The sequence below is a fragment of the Nostoc sp. CMAA1605 genome (genome assembly GCF_021596505.1).
Lineage (GTDB): Bacteria > Cyanobacteriota > Cyanobacteriia > Cyanobacteriales > Nostocaceae > Trichormus.
Genome location: NZ_PJIZ01000016.1, coordinates 1 through 25,108, shown reverse-complemented (window position 1 = coordinate 25,108; position 25,108 = coordinate 1). Strand labels below are relative to the sequence as shown.

General features: G+C 41.0%; 21 protein-coding genes and 1 pseudogene. 11 read left to right on the top strand and 11 right to left on the bottom strand.

Going from position 1 to position 25,108, the window contains the following annotated elements:
- Positions 1-35: 35 nt before the first annotated feature.
- From CV014_RS08365 to CV014_RS08350, 4 genes are all read right to left on the bottom strand, one after another.
- The gene (locus CV014_RS08365; protein WP_236141620.1) at positions 36-1,208 is read right to left on the bottom strand and encodes a DarT ssDNA thymidine ADP-ribosyltransferase family protein; all 1,173 of its coding nucleotides are present in this window, start codon (positions 1,206-1,208) and stop codon (positions 36-38) included.
- Positions 1,209-1,214: 6 nt separating this feature from the next.
- Entirely contained in the window at positions 1,215-2,345 is a 1,131-nt protein-coding gene (locus CV014_RS08360) for a serine/threonine-protein kinase (RefSeq protein WP_236141619.1), read from the bottom strand.
- A 72-nt stretch (positions 2,346-2,417) separates the two neighbouring features.
- Positions 2,418-2,699 carry a type II toxin-antitoxin system RelE family toxin gene (locus CV014_RS08355; protein WP_236141618.1) on the bottom strand — a complete coding sequence of 94 codons (282 nt, stop codon included), beginning with the start codon at positions 2,697-2,699 and terminating at the stop codon, positions 2,418-2,420.
- Positions 2,686-3,054, bottom strand: a complete 369-nt coding sequence (locus CV014_RS08350; RefSeq protein ID WP_236141617.1) for a prevent-host-death protein — start codon at positions 3,052-3,054, stop codon at positions 2,686-2,688. The genes CV014_RS08355 and CV014_RS08350 overlap by 14 nt, the downstream gene beginning before the upstream one ends.
- Before the next feature lie 196 nt (positions 3,055-3,250).
- Here CV014_RS08350 and CV014_RS08345 point away from each other — a divergent pair, with 196 nt between their 5' ends.
- Complete coding sequence (locus CV014_RS08345; protein ID WP_103138811.1) at positions 3,251-4,282, top strand: hypothetical protein; 1,032 nt, start codon at positions 3,251-3,253, stop codon at positions 4,280-4,282.
- A gap of 81 nt (positions 4,283-4,363) precedes the next feature.
- On the opposite strand, the gene CV014_RS08340 is transcribed toward CV014_RS08345, so the two are convergent.
- From CV014_RS08340 to CV014_RS08325, 4 genes are all read right to left on the bottom strand, one after another.
- Positions 4,364-4,930 (bottom strand): hypothetical protein, encoded by a 567-nt coding sequence (locus CV014_RS08340; RefSeq protein WP_236141616.1) that lies wholly within the window; start codon positions 4,928-4,930, stop codon positions 4,364-4,366.
- A gap of 155 nt (positions 4,931-5,085) precedes the next feature.
- Positions 5,086-6,327, bottom strand: coding sequence for a glycoside hydrolase family 10 protein (locus CV014_RS08335; RefSeq protein ID WP_236141615.1), 1,242 nt, complete (start codon positions 6,325-6,327; stop codon positions 5,086-5,088).
- Positions 6,328-6,643: 316 nt separating this feature from the next.
- Positions 6,644-8,116 (bottom strand): glycolate oxidase subunit GlcD, encoded by a 1,473-nt coding sequence (gene glcD, locus CV014_RS08330; protein ID WP_236141614.1) that lies wholly within the window; start codon positions 8,114-8,116, stop codon positions 6,644-6,646.
- A gap of 220 nt (positions 8,117-8,336) precedes the next feature.
- Positions 8,337-9,560, bottom strand: a complete 1,224-nt coding sequence (locus tag CV014_RS08325) for a WG repeat-containing protein (protein WP_236141613.1) — start codon at positions 9,558-9,560, stop codon at positions 8,337-8,339.
- 140 nt (positions 9,561-9,700) lie between these two features.
- Here CV014_RS08325 and CV014_RS08320 point away from each other — a divergent pair, with 140 nt between their 5' ends.
- Positions 9,701-10,408 carry a Uma2 family endonuclease gene (locus CV014_RS08320; RefSeq protein ID WP_236141612.1) on the top strand — a complete coding sequence of 236 codons (708 nt, stop codon included), beginning with the start codon at positions 9,701-9,703 and terminating at the stop codon, positions 10,406-10,408.
- A 91-nt stretch (positions 10,409-10,499) separates the two neighbouring features.
- Here the strand turns inward: CV014_RS08320 and CV014_RS08315 are convergent, their stop codons facing one another.
- A complete protein-coding gene (locus CV014_RS08315) occupies positions 10,500-11,618 on the bottom strand; it encodes a ferrochelatase (RefSeq protein WP_236141611.1) in 1,119 nt (372 codons plus the stop codon).
- Positions 11,619-11,946: 328 nt separating this feature from the next.
- On the opposite strand from CV014_RS08315, the gene CV014_RS08310 reads away from it, so the two are divergent.
- Positions 11,947-12,552, top strand: coding sequence for a hypothetical protein (locus CV014_RS08310; protein WP_236141610.1), 606 nt, complete (start codon positions 11,947-11,949; stop codon positions 12,550-12,552).
- Between the two features lie 197 nt (positions 12,553-12,749).
- Positions 12,750-14,015: an MFS transporter gene (locus CV014_RS08305; RefSeq protein WP_236141609.1), complete on the top strand. Its 1,266-nt coding sequence runs from the start codon at positions 12,750-12,752 to the stop codon at positions 14,013-14,015.
- A 109-nt stretch (positions 14,016-14,124) separates the two neighbouring features.
- On the opposite strand, the gene cysK is transcribed toward CV014_RS08305, so the two are convergent.
- Positions 14,125-15,117, bottom strand: coding sequence for a cysteine synthase A (gene cysK / locus CV014_RS08300; protein ID WP_236141608.1), 993 nt, complete (start codon positions 15,115-15,117; stop codon positions 14,125-14,127).
- A gap of 922 nt (positions 15,118-16,039) precedes the next feature.
- Here cysK and CV014_RS08295 point away from each other — a divergent pair.
- From CV014_RS08295 to CV014_RS08265, 7 genes are all read left to right on the top strand, one after another.
- Positions 16,040-17,740: an iron uptake porin gene (locus CV014_RS08295; RefSeq protein ID WP_236141607.1), complete on the top strand. Its 1,701-nt coding sequence runs from the start codon at positions 16,040-16,042 to the stop codon at positions 17,738-17,740.
- 246 nt (positions 17,741-17,986) lie between these two features.
- Positions 17,987-19,351: an LLM class flavin-dependent oxidoreductase gene (locus CV014_RS08290; RefSeq protein WP_236141606.1), complete on the top strand. Its 1,365-nt coding sequence runs from the start codon at positions 17,987-17,989 to the stop codon at positions 19,349-19,351.
- Positions 19,352-19,444: 93 nt separating this feature from the next.
- Complete coding sequence (locus tag CV014_RS08285; RefSeq protein WP_236141605.1) at positions 19,445-20,980, top strand: amidohydrolase family protein; 1,536 nt, start codon at positions 19,445-19,447, stop codon at positions 20,978-20,980.
- A gap of 242 nt (positions 20,981-21,222) precedes the next feature.
- Positions 21,223-21,876, top strand: coding sequence for a dienelactone hydrolase family protein (locus tag CV014_RS08280; protein ID WP_236141604.1), 654 nt, complete (start codon positions 21,223-21,225; stop codon positions 21,874-21,876).
- A 45-nt stretch (positions 21,877-21,921) separates the two neighbouring features.
- Entirely contained in the window at positions 21,922-22,920 is a 999-nt protein-coding gene (locus CV014_RS08275; RefSeq protein ID WP_236141603.1) for an aldo/keto reductase, read from the top strand.
- A gap of 114 nt (positions 22,921-23,034) precedes the next feature.
- Complete coding sequence (locus CV014_RS08270) at positions 23,035-23,991, top strand: D-2-hydroxyacid dehydrogenase (RefSeq protein ID WP_236141602.1); 957 nt, start codon at positions 23,035-23,037, stop codon at positions 23,989-23,991.
- A gap of 13 nt (positions 23,992-24,004) precedes the next feature.
- Entirely contained in the window at positions 24,005-24,760 is a 756-nt protein-coding gene (locus tag CV014_RS08265; RefSeq protein WP_236141601.1) for a dienelactone hydrolase family protein, read from the top strand.
- Between the two features lie 201 nt (positions 24,761-24,961).
- On the opposite strand, the pseudogene CV014_RS08260 reads toward CV014_RS08265, so the two are convergent.
- Positions 24,962-25,108, bottom strand: a pseudogene (locus CV014_RS08260) (MFS transporter); the annotation flags it as partial.

Below are 25,108 nucleotides of genomic sequence, written 5' to 3'. Positions count from 1 at the left end.
TTTAAGAGTGGCTCTAAAATATTAGAGCCACTTTTTTATGAGTGATTTAGCAAATAATCATTGGTTAAATATTGAGCATCTATTTGATGTTCTCTAGGAAGATATATTGCCACAGGAATTCCTATATCATTTAAATAACGACACATGATTGGCCCGACTTCAGCCCAACTCAAGTTACCTAAACCACAACCTAAAGCTGGCATGGCTAAAGATTGAATACCACATTCTTGATAGTTTTTGCTTACCCAATCTAAACCACCTGCAATATCATCTAAGCGTGAATTTTCTCGCCATTGTCTTTTAGTAGCAAATAACAAAAACCACTTGACAGAATTAGCTGTTACAAGTGGCAAGCTCAAATCAGCTAGTTCTTGATCTAATGATGCTTCCCGTTTATAAAGATATGGCTTTGTCGCAGTCAGTTGTTTGTTTCTACAAGCATCTTGATAAACTACATATACATCAGGAAACTGATATTTTGCTCGTGATGCTAATCCCTTGCCCATGATGCCCTGAAGATTCACACTAATGGTCAAAGTTTGCATATTGGAAAAAAACATATCTCCATCAATTAAGGAAATATTCTTACCAATTCTAGTAGCAAATATGGGTTGAAAGAACATATTAGGTTCAGGAATCACAGGAATTTTAGCTGTACCTATCAGTTGTTCTACTCGCTCTTTAGCTTTATAATCAGCAACAAAAACTGAATGTACAAGTTCTGGACTAATTTGATCAAGAACTAAACACTCAGCCATAATTTTACGTTTTGAACCATCTAGCTCATTCCACCACTCATTTTGAATGATTTTCCACTGTTTTTGTAAAGTGGCTAAACCGTCTTGAATAGAGAAAAATTGTGTTGGTTCATTGGCAGCATTGCCATCAGTAATCAATGCTCCTGTTGCTCCTAATACATCTGGTTTAACTCCAACAACAGCAATATCTCGCTTGTCTTTTTCATGAACTACCCGATACATCATGGGGTTACGTGGCTGAAAATATAAGTTGGCATACTCCCATGAACTACTATTTGTCGGTGTAGACTTATCTTTTCGTTTGCTCACAATCCCAACATCGTAAATAGGTATAGATGAAACTGCTAATTCCTCAACTTTTTTGTGAGATAAAATACCTCTTTGCAGGATTGATGGCAGATTTTCAATATGGGTGATGTAATATAAACTTTTGATGTCAGGTTTTCTCATAAATTTTTATGGATTGTTATTCCCCATATATTTAGCTTTTAATTCTTCTAATTCTCTATCAATTTCACTTTGGTTAGTCGATGTATTAGTTGTGGGTTGTGGCTGATTGTTTTGAGGCTTGGATTTACCACCAGGGAGAAATTGCGTTTTCAATTGCTCTAGTTCTAAGTCAACTTGACTGGGTGTTGGACTAATATAAGTAGGCGGTAAAGTCGGTGATGTTTGATTAGTCGGTTGAACTGCGATTGCAGCATTGGCAACGGGTTGATTTAAATCTTGCAAAACTGCGTCTACTGTTTGATAGCGTCTGGCGGGAATGCTTGCTAACATTTTGTTGAGAATGTTAGTTAAACTATTGCTGATGGGAGCTTTTAAGTATCGCTGCCACATCCAAGTGTCATTATTTGTATCGTAGGAATCAAACGGCGATCGCCCAGTTAATAAATGAATACAAGTCGCCCCTAAACTATAAATATCACTGGCAAAAGTCGCCCGTCCTCTAATTTGTTCTGGTGCAACATATTCAGGGCTACCAATACTAGTTCCAGTTCTATTTAAAGCCGTGCCAGTTGCAGATTTAGAAGCCCCAAAATCAACTAAGACTAATTTCTGATCACTACCACGTAAAATGATATTTTCGGGTTTAATATCGCGGTGAATTACTTGTCTAGCATGGCAAAATTGCAATACATTCAATAAGTCGCTAAGTAATTGCCGAATTTGGGTTTCATTGAATGCACCTTTATTTGCCAATTCTTGGGCTAAGTTTGCTCCATTGATAAATTCTTGTACTAAATACTGGCGATCGTCTTGGGTAAAGTACGCTAAAAGTTCAGGGATTTGAGGATGTTTACCCAGTTCATCTAACTGTACCGCCTCTTGGGTAAATAACTCCACCGCTTTTTGGACTGTGTTTGTCCCTTGGGCTTGGGGGTAAAATTGCTTAATTACACAATGTGGTTTCGAGGGTTTATCTTCATCTACAGCCAAGAAAGTTCTGCCAAAACCACCTTGTCCGATGGGTTTAATTGCGCGGTAGCGTTCTTTGAGCAGTAATTTAGAACCACAACTCAAGCAAAATTTGACATCATCAGAATTTTCCGGCTTGGGACAACGGGGATTAAGACAGTAATTCATTGGCGGGATGGCGTTCACATCGCTCTTACTGTCTTTATTTTGCCTTGTGCTAGCCAAGAGTGGTTAAGTTCTTTATCCCAACAAACGCTTTAATAGTTTGTAAACCTCATCATCGTTGCGCTTGCCAACTAAAATGACTTCTACTAAATCTTCTTCAGGAAAAAACCGATACACAATCCGATATTCGCCACTATCGACTCTGTAATAACTTGGATACCCTGACAACTGCTTACTATCAGCAGGTAACGGATCAATATTCAAAGCCAAAACTTTTTTTGCAATCTGTGCTGCTATTTTTGGTTGCAAGCCGTTCAAGAAATCGAGAACAGTTGCTAAACCATCAAGCCTCGCCATTAGCTAAACGCTCCAGTGCAGATGTAAAATTCTCCGTTCCAACCATCGCTGATTGGCTCAAAGCCGTTTCAGCTGCTTGTCCTAAAAGCATATCTTCCAATTTTTTCAGTCGGTTAACTAGTTTTTGGTAATTTTTCGGTGAGATATTTAACCTGTCTGCTGCTTCTAGTATCTCATCTACTGATTCAGGAGCATCAGCAAATAATCCCAGTAAATGATCTGGGTTTGGTTCTGTCACTGTTAATTGATCAATTGCGTATGCAAACAATTGCGACAAGTCAAAATGATGCGAGTTTGCTAAAGCGATCGCTTTTTCCAGGGTTTTTTGGTCGAGTTGCAATTCGATTTTTTCCATGCTGCTTAATTTCAAAACCTCTGTACTAGGCTGATTCTAGCATTTGGGATAGACGGCGAATGGCAGGGCGATAACTTTCAACAAACGCTACTTGAACCGAAAAAACAATCCAAAATCCAAAATCCAAAATCCAAAATTCCGATGTCCCCAGTTTGTGTAATAATAAGCCGATCGCTAGAGTAATAAGTTACCAACTGTGCAATCAACGGATAATATCAATGACCTCGCTGCTGCACTGCAACAGCCTGCGGATCTTACCTTTGAACTGCCCGATCCCGAAGACGAACAGATTCCAGAGTCAGATTTCCAACAGCAGTTGGATATAGCTTGGCAGGTGTGCGATCGCTTTGATTTGCAAACGGAAATTTGGCGGGGGCGCATCTTAAGGGCAATTCGGGATCGAGAAAAAAAAGGTGGTGATGGCCGTGGTACTGGTTTTCTCAACTGGCTTAAGCAACGGGAAATCAGTAAAAGTCAAGCCTACGCCTGGATTCAATTAGCTAATAGTGCTGATACTCTCTTGGAAGAGGGCAAGCTAGAACCCAGTGCTGTGAATAACTTCAGCAAACGCGCCTTTGTGGAAACCTCGAAAGCTTCCCCAGAGGTGCAACAGATGGTGAGTGAAGCGGCGAGTAAGGGCGATCGCATCACGCGGCGCGAAGTCCGTCAACTCACAGATGAATGGACAGCAATGTCGTCGGAATTATTACCAGAACCCGTCAAGGTAAAAGCTGCCGAAAATTCCCTTCCTCCACGCTACATTGCCCCTCTAGTGAAGGAAATGGAAAAACTGCCCGAACAGCATCAAAAGTTTATTCAAAAGGAAATTGCAGCTAATCCTGATGTCGATACTCTCAAGCAGGTAACGACAGAAGCGCGTCAGCTAGCCAAATATCTGAAATCTGCTGCCCAAGTGCAAGCTTTAACAGATAATGATGTCGATATTGAAACAGCTTTAGAAGAAGCCCAAAGGGTCGGTTGTTTGAGTGTGGCTGCTGATTTAGTTAATCAAGCATCCCAAATAGAACAAACCATTGCCAAGTTATACATGACTTGGAAACGGATTACTAATCTCGCAGATAGATTATATGTAGATACTGGAGCAAGTACACCCAATTTGCGATCGCTACTCAGTAGCATCGAACCTCTAGGTAGCGAAGTCATGGAAGTGCAATTAAGCGGTGCAACAGAACATACAGTGAGGTTGCAGATTCAGGAAACGAATTAGGGCATTGGGCAATTCAATTTTGGATTTTGGATTTTGGATTTTAAATTTTAAATTTTGAATTGATTTGCCCCCTAGCTTCCTTCACTCACCTATTAATTTATGAATATTAAAGCCTGTGAGGATAGCAACAATTAGCCAAGTGATAGCTAAACCAACAATTTCCGCTAGAAACAGGCGGGTTAATTGGTGTAATATGATGCCCACAGCCGAACCAATCGGTAAGGCTACAGCCCAACACAAGGAATTCACTATCATCCATTGCCAAGCCCACGGTTTTGGTTTGCGTATGGTTAACCATTGAGATAACCCAATAGCGAAGCCGCCAAATGCTCCATGTAATGCCCCAAAATAGAGCCGAACAGATAATATTTCCGACGCTGGCACACTCCAACCGAATGCACCCATACCGATGACTGTGAGTATTACCCAGGCTGTAATAGTTAAGATAATCCATCTAATAGTGTAGATATTTTCTCTGAGGATGAGACTTTGGGGTATAGCGATCGCAATTCCTCCCATCGCCGCTTGTAATACACCAATCTCAGCCCGTTCACCAATTTCAATCCAACATAAACTCACCAAAAAACCGCCAAAAGTCGCAATAGTCCACAGCAAGACAAATTTTAACGGCGTTTTGGCAGAAGTCATTATTAGTCAATAGTTATTAGTCAATAGTCCATAGTGAACAGTCAATAGTCATTAGTCAATAGTCAATAGTCATTAGTCATTAGTAATTAACCGTTAACACTTCTTTCTTCTACCTTATCTACCTTGTCTCCCTTGTCTACCTACCCTCACCTCTCCTACTTCCTCCCTATCGTCAAAGGTCTATTCGCCTTAGCTGCAAATAATTCACGAAAAACTTTGCGGCGTGTTTGGGGTGATTCTGGACTAATGTAACCCCAGAGACTTTCCCAATAGAAAAAAGACATACCAAAAAATCGGCGATCGCGCACTGCTTCTACCTGTCCTTGCACCTGTGTAATCTTGACTGGATTCCTTAAAGTACCTGTAGAAATCCCAATCGCCACGGGAATTTTAGTTTGAGCAAATTTTACAGATGGTGTTTCTAGTTCAGCCAAAAAACCAGTTTGATCACCACGGTAAACTTGTAAAATTAACTCATCTATCAACCCTTTTTTGACCCAAGTTTCCCAATCTTGTAAATAGTTTTTATAAGAAAAATCCTGCCCATTAGGAGACAAAGAAATTTTAATATTGGGTCTTATCTCCTTCACAGCTTTATTAATCTCTGCCATAAACCCAGTAATTTTATTAGCACGCCAACTCATCCATTCTGGGTTTAAAGGGTCACTTGGTGGACTTTTGCCTTGATTTTCTTTTTGGTATAACTCAACAGTAAAAGGGTCATAGCCAAACTGCACAGGCATTCCAAAATGATCATCAAATTGAATACCATCTACATCATAATTACTGACAACTTCTGTAACTAATGACAAAATAAACTCTCGCACTTCAGGATGTAGTGGATTTAGCCAAGCCAATTTATTCGTCGGCTCATTATTTATTTCTTCCGGTAGCATTTCACTCATAGTTTTCTCCCCCTGTTTTCCAGTTGTTAACCAATCAGGATAACGTTTTACGAGTTCTGAATCAGCAGGAGTCATCAAACCATATTCAAACCAGGGAATAACAGTCAAGTTTTTAGATTTAGCTAACTTCAACAACTTGGCTAAAACATCTTGACCGCCATGTACAGTATTCAGTAAAGGTTCAACATCACTACCAGTAAACAATTTTGCTGCATTACTTTTATAAAAAGTATAGCCCCGATTCCAAACTACAGGATAAATCGTATTAAAATTGAGTGCCGATAATTGATTAATAGCACGGTCAATGCCCCAAGGGACAAATAGCACACCGCTAGCGACGTTAGTTAGCCAGACTCCGCGAATTTCTGTGGTGGTGGGTAAGCTATTTTTTTCTTGATAGTCAGATAATGAAGGATCTGAAAATATTGTTAAACACAATATGAGTTGTACACAAAGCAAATAAAATAAACAAAGTTTAGCCAACCGGTTCATGTGTGGTTTTGACTTCGTTGGGTAGAGATATTTATCAATACGGAATCCATCATAATTTTTCTGGATAATGTAGAAATATCATAATAATCTGCCAAGATATAAAGTGCCAAATAAACATCTATCACTTTACATCTTGGCTGGAATTTAACTATTGAGTAGTTAACAGTGAACAATTAGATAGCGCGAAGTAAGAACTTTAGCCCTTCATCTTGAATCCCAAAGGACTAAAGTAGTTTGCTAGGGTGCGTCAGTATGAATAATTTCTGAGTATAGTTTAGGTTATCTGGCACTGACGCACCCTACATTTTGCATCTTTTCAAAACCTGTCTACACCTGCAAACTGCTGATTATTCATTTGATTTGCAGCCTCTCCACAAGTGCGCGGTGTCGGAAATATCTTCCCAGGATTTGCTAAACCTTGGGGATTAAATACTTGTCTTATCCACTGCATGGTTTCCAAATCAGTATCACTAAACATATCTGGCATATAGCATTTTTTATCAGCACCTATACCATGTTCCCCAGAAATACTACCGCCAACTTTGACACAAAGTTTTAAAATTTCTCCGCCTAATTCCTCAACTTTTTCTAACGCGCCAGGAACAGCATTATCAAACAAAATCAATGGATGTAAATTACCATCACCAGCATGAAAGACATTCGCAATTTGATACCCAAATTTTTGGCTTAATGCTTCAATCTCTTGTAAAACATAAGGTAACTGCGTCCGAGGAATTACCCCATCCTGCACATAATAATCTGGGCTTAAATGACCCGCCGCCGCAAACGCCGCTTTTCGTCCTTTCCACAACTTCAATCGTGTTTCTGGGTCACTAGCCGCAGTCACATTCCGCGCCCCATTCTTTTGACAAATTTCCGCAACCCGCTTTTTATTTTCAGCAACTTCGATTTCTAACCCATCAATTTCAACTAATAAAATAGCTGTCGCATCACGGGGATAACAATTAGTAGCAACCACATCTTCTACAGCGTTAATACTAATATTATCCATCATCTCCATGCCGCCAGGAATTATCCCCGCGCTGATAATATCAGAAACAGTTTCCCCCGCAGCTTCTACACTAGTAAAATCTGCCAACAGTACACAAATTGATTCTGCACTTTTCAGAATTCTCAGCGTAATTTCAGTAGCAATTCCCAAAGTCCCTTCCGAACCAACAAACACACCCGTTAAATCATATCCAGGAGTTTCAGGAATTTCTCCCCCTAAATCAACAATTTCCCCTGTCGGTGTGACGATTTTTAAACCCAAAACATGGTTAGTAGTTACACCATACTTTAAGCAATGTACCCCGCCAGAATTCTCCGCCACATTCCCCCCAATGGAACAGATAATTTGGCTGGAGGGGTCAGGAGCGTAGTAAAATCCAGCACCACTGACAGTCTGAGTTACCCAACTGTTAATTACTCCTGGCTGAACTATGATGCGTTGGTTATCTAAATCAACATTCAGAATTTGCCGCATCAGAGAAGTAACAATTAAAACCGAGTCATCAGAAGGTAACGCGCCGCCAGATAAACCAGTTCCCGAACCCCGTGCGATGAAAGGTACAGCATACTGGTTGCATATCTTTACTACCGCCGCCACCTGTTCCGTAGTGCGTGGTAACACCGCGACAGCAGGACGTTGACGATAGCTCGTTAAACCATCACACTCATAGGTGATAAGTTCTTCACGACGTTGCACTACGCCATTTGTACCTAAAACAGCCTCGAATGCTTTAATGATGGGTTTCCAGTTACGTTGTTGTTTATCTTGGGTAAGCATAGATTTTTATTTAACTGCCAAGTGGGTGAGTTTAATTTACTATTGTGGCCAGAATAGCAGTTTAGGGGTATGAAGAGGCGATCGCTCTCATCTTCATCATTCAATTTAATAATTCAAAGGAATAGACTGATTTATTTTTATTGTATTAACTGTGTTTATGGCAAGCCTTGAAATTAAGTGTAGATAAATAAGCAGTATTTCATGCAATTATGAAACCTAGTTATTCTTCAATAAACTTTCCTGTTTTATCTATAAGATAATACTGATCACCAATACATACTTCTGCTAGCCCTGATGAAAATAAGTTAGCCATATCAAACTGAGGTTGAATCACTACTTTTCCAGTTACATTGATATATCCGCTTTTTCCATTAATCAGAACTTCTGCTAACCCTTCTGAAAAATAGTAAGCCCATTCAAATTGAGGATGGATAATAAAATTTCCGTTCGTATCTATATAACCATACTTTTCACCAATCCGAACAGATGCTAGACCTTCAGTAAACTCATAAGCATCTTCAAATTGAGGCTGAATTATTACTTGTCCTGTTCTATCATCCATATAACCCCACTTGCGACCAATTCTTACTGGTGATAACCACTCATAATTAGAGGGTTGTAAGCGTAATATATTGAAATTTAAATCATTGAGTACCTCTGCCGCCTTAGAATAGCGTTTGCGAAAATCATATAACACCATTTTGTCTAAAATTTGTGCAAGTGATTCACTTACTTGAGCTAGATCACGCCAAGCTATCTCATCTGTTGCATCTATAGATAACTGCATAGGATAATCTATACCTGTTAGTGCCTGAATAGCAGTTATTCCCAAAGCGTAAATATCACTGCTGAATTTAGGTCTACCTTGGAATTGTTCCACAGGTACATAACCTGGACTACCAACAGGAATAGTACACTTAAGTATTCCTGAAGTAGTGATTGGTTTAACAAGTCCAAAATCAATTAACACTAACTTACCATCAAATTTACGTCGCATTATATTTGAAGGTTTGATATCTCGGTGAATAACATTATGTTCATGAATGAAAACTAAAATCTTGAGCATTTCTTCTAGAAATCTAATTACATCAGACTCCTTCCAACGAGTTCCTGAAGTAATTTCCTGACTCAAATCATTTCCATCAATAAATTCTTGAACAATATACATATTTTTTCTTTGTTCAAAATAAGCATATAATTTAGGAATTTGAGTATATGTTTGACCTAGTTTGTAGAGGATTTCTGCTTCTTTTTTAAACAGCCTCTCAATATCTGCATATGGAATATTTTTAGCAATAGCTCTAGGTTTAAGATGCTTAATAACACATTTAGGCTTGGTTTCAGTAGGAATGTCTAAATCTTCAGCTAGATAAGTCTCTCCAAACCCACCATAACCCAACTGACCGATAATTTTGTAGCGTTTTCGTAGTATCCTTCCAATCATTATATTTTTACTAAAGAATTAATATATATATTCCGATATTATTCTCTCATTTATTGTAAATACACTGCTACATAACTTCAAGTTTTCATCTGAAATCAATTAACATAGAAATAACGCTCTTAAATAAAATGGATAAAATCATGGTTGAGCAACTTCTCATCAACAATGATGATTTCTACATACCAGATGCCAACCTGCTAATTACCGAAGATGATACACCTGTGGACAATTTTGCATCTGCCAAACAACAACGCTTATTAGTCAGTTCTCTTTACAGTTCTTTACAAAATCAGACCTTTTTAGCCGAAGCTAACGTTGGTATTTATCACGCAGATAAACAGCCTGCAATTGTACCTGATGTTTTTCTCAGTTTGGATGTTCAAACTCCTGAAAACTGGTGGGAGAAACAAAATCGCTGTTATATGGTTTGGCGGTTTGGTAAACCTCCAGAGGTTGTGATTGAAATTGTTTCTAATCAAGAAGGTGACGAACTCGGTAAAAAACTGCAAATTTATGAACAAATGCGCGCCAGTTACTACATTGTTTATGATTCCACTCAACAATTAGGAGAAAACATCCTGCGGGTTTATGAATTGAGGGGAAGACGCTATTTTGAAACTTCCGAAACTTGGTTAGAACAAGTAGGTTTAGGTGTCACTCTCTGGAAAGGGGAATTTGAAGGTAGACAGGATACTTGGTTACGTTGGTGCTATCAAGACGGTAGTATTTTACTAACTGGTGATGAACTGGCTGAACAGGAAAAACAGCGTGCTGAACAAGCAGAAGCACGAGTTCAATTACTAGCAGAAAGACTCAGAGCAATGGGAATTGACCCTGATGCTTTATAAATAATAATTACATCATAAAATCCCTGACTTGTAGTTTAAACTTTACTCAAGTCAGGGATTTTTTCATAGCGATCGCCTGATAATATCCGATTTAATGATGGTGGTGGTGATGGTGATGATGAGATATCTGTGGATTCACTGCCACTGACTGTTCATTTTGTAACTCTGATATGTGAATATTCGCCCATTGTGCCGCCATTGCCAAAAACTCTGGATGGTCGTTCACACAAGCCATCTGCACATAATCTACTTGGGGATACTTTTTCTCTAAAGCATGAATAATGTGGTGTACATCCAATAAAGTTTCGTGATTTTCTGTAGCAAAGCCAATAGGCATAAAAATCACTGCTTTTGCGCCTAATTGAATCAAGTTAGTAGCAGCTTGTGTGGCGTTTGGTTGTGTCCATTCAATTAAGGGTGTGTCGTGATTGAGCCAACCGACAGAAATTAAAGGATAGCGATTGATTAATTGATCACGCACCAAATCATATAATGCTTGACTTTCGGTAATACCAGAGGTGAATCCTTTGGCTTTGTGCGGACAACCATGATTCATCAACACAATCCCGATTTGGGAAGGTAAATAAGCTGCGGCTAAATCAGCATTAATTTTTTCCTCAACCAGATGAGCCATCAAATGGATATATTCCGGCTCATTATAAAATGATGGAATATAACGCAGTCCTTTGACCCAATGGCGATCGCCTTCAGCCATTCCTGTAAGAGCCTTATTAACTTGCTCAATCGCAATCCCACTAGTAAAGATAGAATCAACTACCAGTAGTGGGTAAATTAAAATTTTCTCAAAACCTTGGGCTTTAATTTCTGCCAAAACCTGGTGAGGTAAAAAAGGAGCGCAGAAGTTAAACGCTTTAAAAACTTGGATACTATTACCCCACTTAGCTTGTAATAGCTGTTCAATACCAGCACGTTGCTTTTCAAAGATGGCATTGTGAGGAGAGATAAAATCGTGATGTTGGTGTCCCCACTCGTGACGGTCAAATAACGCCAATAGTTTTGCTAAAGGTGGATAAATCCAGGTTGGTACAGGTGCAAATTTAGCAGTCAGTAGATTTAGAGCCTGTTCGTTATAGTTGGCAAAGTCTTCATAACTTTCGACCTCGCCATATCCCATGAGCAGAACTGCTACTCTGTCAGGGGTTGATAAATGTTCCTGGATACTTTGTAATTTTTCCGGCGTAGCAACCACAATGAGTTCCTCAATATAGACCAGAATGTAGATTCAAACCAGCAACTAATGTGATGAATGTGGAAGTTACTGGATTTATTTCTAATTAGTAAACCATTATCCCTTCCCCCTGGAGGGGATAACCAGAAAATTGACAATAATATATCAAAAGTCATATGAGTGTTATTACTTGATACTTAGTGTTAACAGGGATTGGGGACTGGGGATTGGGGATTGGGGATTGGGGATTGGGGACTGGGGACTGGGGATTGGGGATTGGGGGAGACAAAGTAAAAACTAATGACTGATGACTAATGACTGATGACTAATGACTATTGACTAATGACTAATGACCATAATCATTTGCCCTGGTATTCATGAACCAAAGTTAACTGAAAGCTTTATTGCAGGATGGTTATATGCGGACTCAGAAAAAAAACCAGATACATCCTTACTCTTACACCCTCACATTTTAGTGATCCCCGCCGAGGGAATTTTTACTTTATCAGGATTTCATATTTGGCAGTTTATGCAAGATTGCTTACACAATAGGCTAAAATCGCCAGTTATATTCATTAGTTTTAGTGCTGGTGTCGTAGGAGCGATCGCTGCTGCTACTCAATGGCAAATGATGGGGGGTAATGTTCAAGCATTTATTGCTATTGATGGATGGGGTGTGCCACTATGGGGGGATTTTCCCATTCATCGTCTCAGTCATGATTATTTCACTCACTGGAGTTCATTATTACTTGGTAGTGGGCAAGATAATTTTTATGCTGAACCATCAGTAGATCATTTAACCATGTGGCGATCGCCCCAAACTGTTAGAGGCTGGCGGGTGAATTCCTCTGGAGACGAAATCAATACCCGCAAAAACCCCCTCACCGCAGCTGAATTTTTACATCTATTATTAGAACGCTATGAACCAAAACAATCCGGAAAACAGTCTCAATAAACGGGAGTGAGAAATAAAGGATATTGGGCAAAGGAGTAAAAATCTATTGATAAAGATGTGGAAAGGAGACTCAGAAACCGAGGAGTGAAGGAAAATACCCACAACTTCACACTTTCTACTCAGCTTTCCCAGTCCCCAGTCAAGAGTCCCCAATCCCTAGTTCCCCATCTACCCTAGTAAAAATACTAAAGTGATCCATGTTTCCAACTGAACCGGCTGCCGTCAATCACGGGTTTGGCGCACTGCTGAAAAATCGTAATTTTATGCTTCTATGGCTGGGACAGCTATTATCCCAACTAGGAGATAAAGTATTTTTTGTCTTAGTGGTGGCGTTACTCAAAAATTACCCCCCACTTCCAGGTTTAAAAGAAAGCTCCATGTACTCAATTTTGATGGTAGCTTTTACTTTACCTGCTATTTTATTAGGTTCTGCTGGTGGTATTTTTGTTGACCGCTTTTCAAAAAAACTTATTCTTGTGGGTTCTAATGTCTTGCAGGCCATATTTGCCCTGTTAATAGCATTTTCACCCAAAGACTTCCTACTATTTTTAATCCTAACTTTTATAATTTCTGCTTTGGCACAGTTTTTTGCCCCAGCTGAACAGGCTGCTATTCCTGTGGTGGTGCGGAAAGAAAACTTTATGGCCGCCAATGCTCTTTACAGTAGCACCATGATGGGAGCTTTAATTATTGGTTTTGCTATTGGTGAACCAATATTGAGTTTTGCAAAAACTTTTTTGGGTGCAGTTTATGGTCAAGAAGTTGTAGTCAGTGCATTATACGTACTATCAGCCGTTGCTTTTCAGTTAGTTGATTTTAAATCAGATCAGAAATTTGTTAGCGATCGCAGTACACTCATCGACCCTTGGGCTGATTTTAAGGAAGGCTTGCGTTATCTCAAGAAAAATCGCCTAGTCTTGAATGCCATGCTGCAACTAACAACATTATATTGTGTCTTAGCAGCTCTGATGGCTTTGGCAATTAGGTTAGCACCAGATTTTGGTTTAAAACGAGAACAATTTAGCTTTTTCCTGGCAGCAGCAGGTGTGGGGATAGTATTAGGAGCCGCTATTTTAGGTCACTGGGGCAATAAATTTCATCACAAGCCCTTACCATTAATCGGATTCTTAATCATGGCACTAGTATTAGGAGTATTCACTTTTGCTCAAAATCTCTGGCTAGCTTTAGGACTGTGTGGATTTTTAGGTGTTGGTGCTTCCTTAATTGGTGTACCCATGCAAACACTCATTCAACATGAAACACCCCCGACAATGTACGGCAAAGTGTTTGGGTTTCAAAATCATGCCGTAAATATTGCATTGTCAGCACCTTTAGCAATTACTGGGCCATTAATTGATCAACTGGGTTCAAGAACTGTATTACTAGGAATGAGTTTTATCGTTGCAGTTGTAGGTGTTTGGACTTGGAAAAGTACCCGCCGAGTCTTACAAGATGTGATTTAGTTAATCTTAGGAATCGCGTAGTAAGGGAACAGGGAACAGGAAGTAAGAATGAATCAAAGTGTACCTAGCTTTGCAGAAATCAAAGATGATTCCTATAGTCAATAGCTATTTAATTGACGGAAACACCGTTTTGATTGAATTTTTTTAAAAAAGCAAATTCTACATCTGGTAATTCTTTAAACAGTACGCTGCTCAGATAACGTTCGCCAAAGCTAGGTTGTACCATCACTATTAAGCGTCCGGCATTTTCTGGACGTTTGCCTACTTGAATAGCCGCATATAAAGCCGCACCGGTAGAAATTCCCGATAATAATCCTTCTTCTCTAGCTAGACGACGACTAAAAGCGATCGCATCTTCATCAGCTACTTGCATCACTTCATCAATTAATTCCAACCTTAGCACCGACGGAATAAACCCCGCCCCAATTCCCTGAATTTTATGGGGTTTAGGATTACCACCAGATAACACAGGACTATTACTGGGTTCTACTGCTACTACTTGAAACTCCGGTTTGCGTTGCTTGAGAGCTTCTGCGACTCCTGTAATTGTTCCCCCAGTACCGACTCCAGAAATTAAAATATCGATTTTACCTTCTGTATCTTGCCAAAGTTCTTCGGCTGTAGTTTCTCTGTGAATCTTAGGATTAGCCGGATTAGCAAATTGTTGCAACATAAAAGCATCGGGTAAAGATGCTGCAATTTCCTCGGCTCGTCGGATAGCTCCTTTCATCCCCTCACTACCTGGAGTTAGTTCCAGTTGCGCGCCATAAGCTTTGAGCATCGCACGCCGTTCTAAGCTCATGGTATCAGGCATCGTCAAAATTAACTGATAACCCTTAGCAGCTGATACCATTGCCAAAGCTATACCCGTATTCCCTGAAGTCGGCTCGACTAAAGTCGTCTTCCCTGGTGTAATCAATCCCTCTGCTTCCGCCGCTTCAATCATACTCATCCCAATTCTGTCTTTGACGGAAGCTGCTGGATTCATTCCCTCCAACTTGACGACAATTTCAGCCACACATCCCTCCGCTTGAGGAATGCGATTCAACCTGACAAGAGGTGTTTTCCCGATTAATTCTGTGATGTTATTAGCAATTCGCATGATCTTTAGACTCCTGGGATCTACTCACAAGTTTTGATCCTCAGCTTGAGCCTATTATACTACGGTAAGCCAATTGATTTTTAGCCTTTTAATGTTGATTCATTTTCAAATATTCGTACAAATCACTATTTTTATTCACGAAAAAAGGCAGAAGAGATGCCATAAGCATCGAAAAATCTGTGCTTAACGTCGCGGCATCTGCTCATACTGCCATCAGTTAACCATCCCCGTTAGGATGTTATATCCCAACGCTTTGCCGAGGAAGTTGCAACCCCCAAACGTTGCACTACCTTGAATACCTGTTAACAACCATAACTAGGCTGTTGACTTAAAATACTTTAAATCGATTGGCTTAACGTATTTATTACCTAACAAAGTTTTTCACACACACCACAAAAAATAAAGTATTCTTCACGACAAATTAGCAAGTAAAGTTCTGTAAACTGCCCTGAAATAACTTTTCCAGGGTACTTGTATTTTATGGCGATTTATGCAAACATCACAAAATAAGTAAAATACTTAATCTCGATAGATTTAGTGTATTTTGCGATTTGAGTATGAATAAAATAGGAAAATCACCTCATGGAAATTGCGATCGCTAATGCTAAGTTTAGCAACATTTTTATTTTTTGTATGGGAAGCAAATCTGATTACTGAATATACTGCTTAAAATCAAGATTTCTTGATAATGAATAGCAAAATGTATGCGATTTTATTGAATTTACATACATTCCACAAGAGTCATATAGCCTTAATACAACTGACTGGCATAAGAAAATTTATTTCTAATTTATGCCTCATTTGCCATAAAAATATTTATCTTTTTTAACGATGGATGTGATGTCTTACAAATAAAATTTTCCACAAAAAATCTAATTAAACCAGTGAAAACCATCTAGTTTTGTGTCAAGGGAAAATATCAATGTTACGATTACTATGGAATTATTTTTTAGTTGTTCCAACTATTTTTGGTACTGTTTTAGTAATTTCTTCAGCCAGTAAAGCGATAGAATTACCTGAGAAAAAAATCATTGCTGAAAATGCAGATATACCTGCACAAGAAATTGCTCAGAATTTACCGGAATCATCAAATTCATCTAGCCAAAATCCAGAAACAGATAATTCAACCACACAATTGACTGGTCAAGTGACATCTGTCTCACAGTTATCTGATGTCAGACCGACAGATTGGGCATTTCAAGCATTACAGTCTCTTGTAGAAAGATACGGTGTGATTGCGGGTTATCCAGATGGCACATTTAAAGGGAATCGTGCGCTGACTCGTTATGAATTCGCCGCAGGTTTGAATGCAGCTTTAGACCGTCTCAATGAATTAATTGCTAGTAATACCGGAGAATTGGTACGGAAAGAAGATTTAGCCACATTGCAAAAACTGCAAGAACAATTTGCCACAGAACTTGCACAATTGAGAGGAAGACTAGACGCATTAGAAGCGCGGACTGCGGAAGTCGAAGCCAATCAGTTTTCCACTACGACTAAATTAGTCGGCGATGCAATTTTCGTGGCTGCGGATACATTTGGCGATCGCGCTAATAATACACCAGCAGACGACACCGAAGATAGGACTAACACCTTTTTTAGCTACCGCGTCCGACTGAATTTGCAAACTAGTTTTACCGGTAGAGACCAACTGACCACAATCCTCACCGCAGGGAGTGCAGTTCCCAACTTAACCAGCACCACAGGAACAGCAATGACCCGCTTTACCTTCGATACTGATGGTAGAGAAGGAACATACCTCAGTCAACTAGTCTATCGTTTTCCTGTAGGAAAAAATGCCACCGTTTGGGTAGGGACAAGAGCTTTACAACCAGCTGTATTTACTCCTACTATCAATGCTTCCGTTGGTGGTTTGAATGGCGCACTGTCTCGTTTTGCTACATTTAATCCCACTATTTATCGACCAGGATTTGATGGTGCTGGTGCGGCCTTTGCTTATAAATTCAACAGTCAGCTACAACTCAACTTGGGTTACATCGTCAACGATAGTCAAGCTAACAGACCCGAAGATGGTAATGGCTTTTTCAACGGTAATAGTTTGGCATTAGGTCAACTCACTTATTCACCTAGTCGTCAGTTAGATGTGGCTCTTGCCTATGGTCGTAAATACTTTGGGACTGGGACTGGTTTTAACTTAACCGGTGGGACAGGTAGTGCTTTTTCGAGAAATCCTTTTGAACAAAACGCGACAACTAGCGATAACTTTGGTCTGCAATTTAATTGGAGAACTAGTAGCCGCCTTCATGTAGGTGGTTGGTTTGGTTATACCCTCGCACATCAGCAAAATGGTTCAGATAACGATGCGACTATTATCAATGGCGCGTTAACCTTGGCTTTTCCAGACCTGGGTAAACAAGGTAATGTTGGTGGTTTCATCATTGGTGTACCACCAAAAGTCACAAGCAATGATTATCGACCCAGAGCTAACGCAGCCCGTCGGGAAGACCCAGATACATCTTTACATTTAGAGGCTTTTTATACTTGGCGCGTCAGTGACAACATCAGAGTCACTCCCTCTTGCTTTGTGATTACCAAGCCAGAACATAACGGAGCGAATGATCCCATTTGGGTGGGTGCTGTTCGGACTACCTTTAGCTTTTAAGAGGGGTGTAAGGGTGTGGGGGTGTAGGGGTGTAAGGGAAAACCTATGCCCTATGCGCCATGCCCAATCTTTAGTTCGTTATTCTTAATATTTGAATATCTAATAATTAGATTTTCGATTATTGTGATGAGCAGTACATATTTTTGATGGACTCATCGTGTAATCTTTATTCACTGAGTAAGATTGCTACGTAAATTTAACTACACGCCAAATAGCGATCGCATTGCATTATTGAAGAACAAGAATATGAGTAAGAAACGGAAGTTTCGTTTAGGTGCATTTATTCAAGCTACCGGACATCATGTTTCTGCCTGGCGACATCCAGATGCCCAAATAGATGCAGGTTTGAATTTCCAGCATTATAAAGAAATTGCCCACACTGCCGAACGGGGTCTATTTGATGCGGTATTTCTGGCAGATAGTCCGGGTGTTTGGGGAGGCGCACCAGCAACTCAAAAACGCAATGGTAAACTTGTTCATTTTGAGCCTGTGACGCTCTTTTCCGCTTTATCCGCCGTGACAACAAACATCGGCTTTATTGCTACCGCCTCCACCACCTACGAAGAACCCTATACCCTAGCTCGTAAATTTGCTTCTTTAGATCACTTAAGCCAAGGTCGTGCAGGTTGGAATGTCGTTACCACAGGTAATGAAAACGCCGCCGCCAATTTTGGTCTTGAGCATCACCCAGAACACAGCGAACGTTATGAACGGGCGCAAGAGTTTGTGCAAGTGGTGAAGGGTTTATGGGATAGCTGGGAAGATGATGCTTTTCTGCGTGACCGAGAATCAGGGATTTATTTTGACCCCGATAAACTGCACATCCTTAACCATAAAGGTAAGCATTTTTCCGTCAAAGGCCCGTTAAACGTCGGTCGCCCACCCCAAGGCTACCCAGTGATTGTACAGGCTGGAGCTTCGGAAGCTGGAAGAGACTTGGCAGCACAAACGGCGGAAGTGATTTTCACCGCCAATCAAACCTTAGCTGATGCCCAGGAATTTTATGCTGACGTAAAAGGTCGGTTGGCAAAATATGGACGTTCTCCAGACGACCTAAAAATTATGCCTGGGGCTTTTCCAGTCATTGGACGGACTGAGGAAGAAGCTCAAGAAAAATACGAATTCATCCAATCTTTGATTCATCCCGATGTGGCTTGGGGAATCTTAAAGAACTACTACAAAGGTGTGGATTTATCCAAATATTCCTTTGATGATTTAGCTCCTGAACTCCCCAACGAGACCAACAATAATAAAAGTCGTCTGAAACTAGTCAAGGATTTAGCTAATCGTGGAACTTTGACTCTGCGCCAATTGTATCTTGCCCTAGCTACTGCGCGGGGTCATCGTACCATCATCGGTACTCCCGAAAGCATTGCTGACCAGTTAGAAGAGTGGTTCAACAACGGTGCAGCCGATGGGTTTAATATTATGCCCCCCATACTGCCCACAGGATTGGATGACTTTGTGAATTTAGTGGTTCCCATACTCCAAAAGCGCGGATTATTCCGTACTGAGTATGAAGGTAGCACCCTGCGGGAAAACTTGGGATTACGTCGTCCGGTGAATCAGTTTGTTACTCAAAAAGAGTCTCAGCGATTGGTTTTGGCGTAAAGACAAGACGGTTCTCGGTTCGTAGTGAGGACTTCAGTCCTCATTAAAAACTTACTCAGTAATCACTCTGTAATTCTTTGAAGGATAAAAATCATGACAGAATATAGCAGATTAAAAACCTCCCGTTCCGCCGCCATCAAAGCAAAACTCGATTATCCGGTCATCGACACCGATGTTCATACCAATGATTTCACCCCAGCTTTAGAAGATTACATTGCTAATTACGGTGGTGCAGAACTTGTAGACGCATTACGCAAAGCCGAATCTTCTCGTCTCAACTCCAAAGTCAATGGTAAAGACTGGTATCAACAAACCCCAGAAGAACGTCAATATTACCGCACAATTCGTTCTCCTTGGTGGGCAAGAGTTACCCGCAATACTTTAGACTTAGCTACTTACACTTTGCCAGAACTCTTTTATGAGCGTCAGGCAGAACAAGGTTCAGACTATTCTGTACTATTTCCTAACAATGTATTGGCACCAGCTGGAGCTAAACCAGAACATCGCCAAGCATTGCAACGGGCGGTAAATCATTATCATGCTGACTTGTATCGCAAATATAGCGATCGCCTCACGGTAGTTGCTGGCATCCCTATGACTACCCCTCAAGAAGCGATTGAAGAGTTAGAATTTGCTGTAAAAACACTAGGGCTAAAAGTAGCAAATATTCCTGGTGGTGTAAAACGTCCCATTAAGGCGATCGCTGATAAATACCCAGCCGACCAATACCCAGAAGTCGCCAAATACGCCTCCTATATTGACTTTTACGGATTGGATAGTGAATACGATTATGATCCATTCTGGGCGAAAGCAGTGGAATTAGGTGTACCCATTACTACCCACTATGGTAGTCAAGGTTGGACTGGACGCTCCTCCATTAGCAACTACATGAATAACCACATCGGTCACTTTGCTGATGGTTCACAAGCGTTTGCGAAAGCGTTGTTTTTTGGTGGTGTAACCAAGCGTTTCCCACAATTGCGCGTCGCTATGCTCGAAGGTGGCGCAGATTGGGGCGCACACGTTTACATTCACCTAGTAGACCGCTTCTCCAAACGCAATCTCCAAGGACTGCAAAACTACAACCCAGAACTCACCAATGCTAACGAGTTGTACGCATTATTTGAGCGTTTCGGTAGCGAATTCTTAGAAGCTCATCCCCTCACCAAAGAAGAATTAACAAAGAGCGTCTTAGGTTCTTCTTTTAACCGTCATAGCCGTTCACCCATTGGTAGCGAACTAGAAGACTTTGCGGCGGCTGGAATTGAAACTATTGAAGATATTCGCGATCGCTGGGTAAATAGCTTCTTCTTTGGTTCTGAATCTGATGATCGTACCATTGGCGCAGCCTTCAACGACAAAGCTAATCCCTTAAAGGTGAAAATTAACGCCATCTACTCCTCAGACGTTGGTCACTGGGATGTACCCGACCTCACAGATCCTCTAGCAGAAAGCTGGGATCTAGTCCAAGAAGGTGTGATTTCTGAAGCAGACTTTAAAGCCTATGTCTTTGGTAATCCCTACAAGTTCTACACCCAAGCTAACCCTGACTTCTTCAAGGGTACGGCGATTGAATCTAAAGTCAGCACTACATCCCCACAGGCGGATAAAAACTTGGTAGTGGCTTAAATCACTGCATAGAGGCTTTGAGATATTTGGGTCAAAATTGCAGAACTTTTAGGATTTATGGGGATTAGATAATTTCGGCGTTGCTGATTAATGGGATGATTTATGTTTCGCGCAAAGGCGCAAAGCCGCAAAAAATCGGTAGTTGACTTTGCTAGAAAAGCTTAATTCATCCCGCATTTATGCAACGCCATAATTTCTAGTCCCCAATTTCTAAAATCATACACATTTGAGGAACTACAACTATGGCTATTGAACACCGTTCTAGTTTATTTCCCTATCTTTTCTCCCCTATCTCGGAAGATACCAACAAACCCGCGCCTCTGGTGTTGTTTTTACATGGGGCGCGCGATCACGGTCAGGATTTAAATGTACTGTTGAAATGGGGTTTACCTCGTTTTGTCGATGAATCTAGTCCTTTACCTTACTTTTTTGCAGCTCCCCAACTTCCTGAAGGACAAACTTGGGTAGACAGAGAAGCAGATGTGATTGCTTTGTTAGACAATCTCATCGCCTCTGAAGCGATCGATCCCTCTCGTGTAATTTTATCTGGATTTAGCCTGGGTACTGCCGGAGCATGGCACATCGCCGCATCTCATCCTGGCCGCTTCGCCGGATTAGTAGCAGTATCTGGTCGTGTTCCTCAAACATTAGAAGCAAAACAGCTAGCTGCACTCAAAGAAATTCCTATTCAAATATTCCAAGGCGGTAAGGACGAGAAACTGTCGCTAGAAGACACACAAAAAATTGTTGACACCTTGCGCGAACTGGGGGGAAAAGTAGACTTTACCATCTTCCCTGAAGGGGATCATTTTATTGCTGATGAAGTTTATACTGACTCGAAACTGCAACAGTGGTTCGTTTCCCAGAGTTTGCGCCAAGCTTCTGTCGTGTCTTGATGAGGAATTGGGGATTGGTGAATTTTGAATTAGGAACGCAGCAACATGACATTACCCACAACTAAACTTGGTCAAACCGGACTGACTGTTTCTCGTCTTTGTCTCGGTACAATGACCTTTGGATTGCAAACAGATGAAGAAACTTCTAGACGCATCCTCGATACAGCCGCCGATGCTGGTATTAACTTTCTCGATACAGCCGATGTTTATCCTCTTGGGGGCAGACTAGCGACGGCTGGTAGTACCGAAGAAATCATTGGACGTTGGCTCAAAGGGAAACGGGAACACTTTATTGTAGCTACTAAGTGTGTGGGCAAAGTTGGGACTGCACCTTGGGATCAGGGTGCTTCTCGTAAGCATATTTTAGATGCAATAGATGCTTCCCTAAAACGACTGGGAACTGATTATGTTGACTTGTATCAGTTGCATTCTGACGATGCTTCCACTCCCCTAGATGAGACATTAGAAGCCTTAGACACAATAGTGCGTGCGGGGAAAGTGCGTTATATCGGAGTTTCTAACTTCTTGGCTTACCGACTTGCTCGCGCCTTGGGTCGTGCTGATGTGCGAAATCTGACTCGTTTTGTCTCCATTCAACCCCGCTACAATTTGCTGTTTCGGGAAATTGAGCGAGAACTTCTACCCTTAGCTAAAGAGGAAGGCTTAGGTGTAATTCCCTACAATCCCTTAGCCGGAGGTTTACTGACAGGGAAACATAACTTGAGTAACGGCCCAACCCAAGGTACACGCTTCACTCTGGGGACTGCGGCCGAACGTTATCAAGAACGCTATTGGCGCGATCGCGAATTCAATACTGTGGAAGAATTACTCACAGTGGCAGAATTTGCGGGATTGTCTCTCACTACTCTTGCAGTGGCTTGGGTGTTGGCTAATCCTATTATTACTGCTCCTATTATCGGGGCTAGTCGTCCAGAACAACTCACTGAAACCCTCAAGGCTGTAGAAATTACACTCGACGACAATTTAAAGCAAAAGTTAGACAATATCACCAGCGAATACCGCAAGGGTGATTCTCTACGGTAGTACAGAAAAATAGTTCAGGAGTGATGAGTGCTGAGTGCTGAGTAGATAAAGAATGCGACAAATAGATTTCTGTAAAGCGCACCAGTAAACTATTCCGCAATCCACAATAATGGTATGACTTCTAAAAAACTCATTTTACACGCAGAGATTGCTGCCGAAATTGAGCCGCATTTACCATCTGACACACAGATTGCACTTGTGGATAGTGATGGTAATCTTGACCGAGATGCGAAGGATGCAGAAATCTATTTTAGTTGGTTTTTCTTAAAGCCAGCTACTTTACATCGAGTTTTAGCCGCCGCACCCCAACTGCGTTGGCATCATGCACCAAACGCAGGTGTAAACCACATTTTAACCCCAACTTACTTAGAACGTAACCTCATCCTCACTAATGGCGCAGGATCTCATGCAATCCCGATCGCAGAGTTTGTGATCACATATATACTGGCTCATGCTAAGTATTTGCCAGAACTCTATAATTTACAAGCTCAACGCCATTGGCAAAGAGGCTTTGCTATTCAAGAACTGACTGATGCGACTTTACTAATTATCGGTGCAGGCGGTATCGGTCAAGCCATCGCCCAACGTGCTAAAGCCTTTGGAATGCGAGTTTTTGGTAGTCGTCGTCATCCCCAAGCACTACCAAATTTTGACAAAGTCGTAGGTGCAGATGAGTGGCGCGTGCTGTTACCAGAAGTAGACTATTTAGTCATTGCGACACCACTCACACCACAAACCAAAGGTCTAATTGATAAAACTGTACTGCGATCGCTCCCTCATCATGCGTATTTAATTAATATCGCCCGTGGTGCAGTTGTAGATGAGCCAGCTTTAATTCAAGCCCTCGCAGAAGGTTGGATTGCTGGCGCAGCTTTAGATACAGTTATCGATGAACCTTTAACATCGGAAAGCCCTTTGTGGACTGTTCCCAACTTATTCATTACCCCTCATTGTTCTGGTCATTCCCCCAACGTCAAACAACGTTCCATAGAACTATTTCTCGATAATTTCAGACGTTATCAAAATGGTCAACCCTTAAAGAACGTTGTCGATCAACACGCAGGCTACTAAACACACCAAAAAAATGACAAATACAGAAATTCGCACTGCTTACGTGCAGATTCCCAATGCAGATTTACAAATAGATGCGTATTTAGCCCAACCAGCCAGAGAAGGGGTTTTTCCGGCTGTGATTGTGGTGCAAGAAATCTTTGGCGTGAATATTCACATTCGGGAAGTAGCCGAAAAATTTGCTCAAGAGGGATATGTAGCGATCGCACCGTCACTTTTTCAACGTGTTGCACCTGGATTTGAAGCTGGATATAACCCCGAAGATATCCAAAAAGGTCGAGGATATAAAGACAAGACCACAACTACAGAAATCTTGAGCGATATTCAGGCGGCGATCGCTTATTTAAAAAGCTTACCTCATGTCCAAGCAGATGCCATTGGCTCGATTGGTTTTTGCTTTGGTGGTCATGTGGTTTACCTAGCAGCCACTTTACCAGATATCAAAGTTACAGCCTCTTTTTACGGTGGTGGTATCACCACTTCTACCCCCGGCGGTGGAGAACCTACTATTACTCGCACTCCTGAAATTAAACGACCAATTTACCTCTTCTTTGGCTTAGAAGACCAAGGTATTCCTTTAGAGCATACACAACAAATTGAGGCTGAATTACAGAAATATCAAATTCCTCACGCTGTTTATCGTTATCCCGATGCAGGACATGGTTTTTTCTGCAATCACCGCGCCAGCTACAATCCCGAAGCTGCTACTGATGCTTGGAAAAAAGTTCAAGAACTGTTTGCAAATTATCTACAATTCCAGACAGTTTAGAGGACTTTTACGAGTAATTAGTGGCACTTGAATATTCAGAGATTCACTAAAAATTGTTTGGTGTCTGTTAGTAATTTTTTCTCACCAAGCGTCCATGAAATACCCAGATTTTGCGAAAAAATCTGGGTAAATTTGCTTGTGAAATTTAAGAAAGAGTAGTTTGTAATTAGTTTTTCCCCTATATCCTCACAGCCTTACACCCTACTCTTTGTAGTCTTCTAATGTTTTCAACTGGCGAATTTCTGGCCAAATCATAGCTGTGGCAATCACTACCAAAATCGTACCAATTCCACCCCCCACAACAGAAGCCACTGTACCGAATAAGGTGGCTACTAAACCTGATTCAAA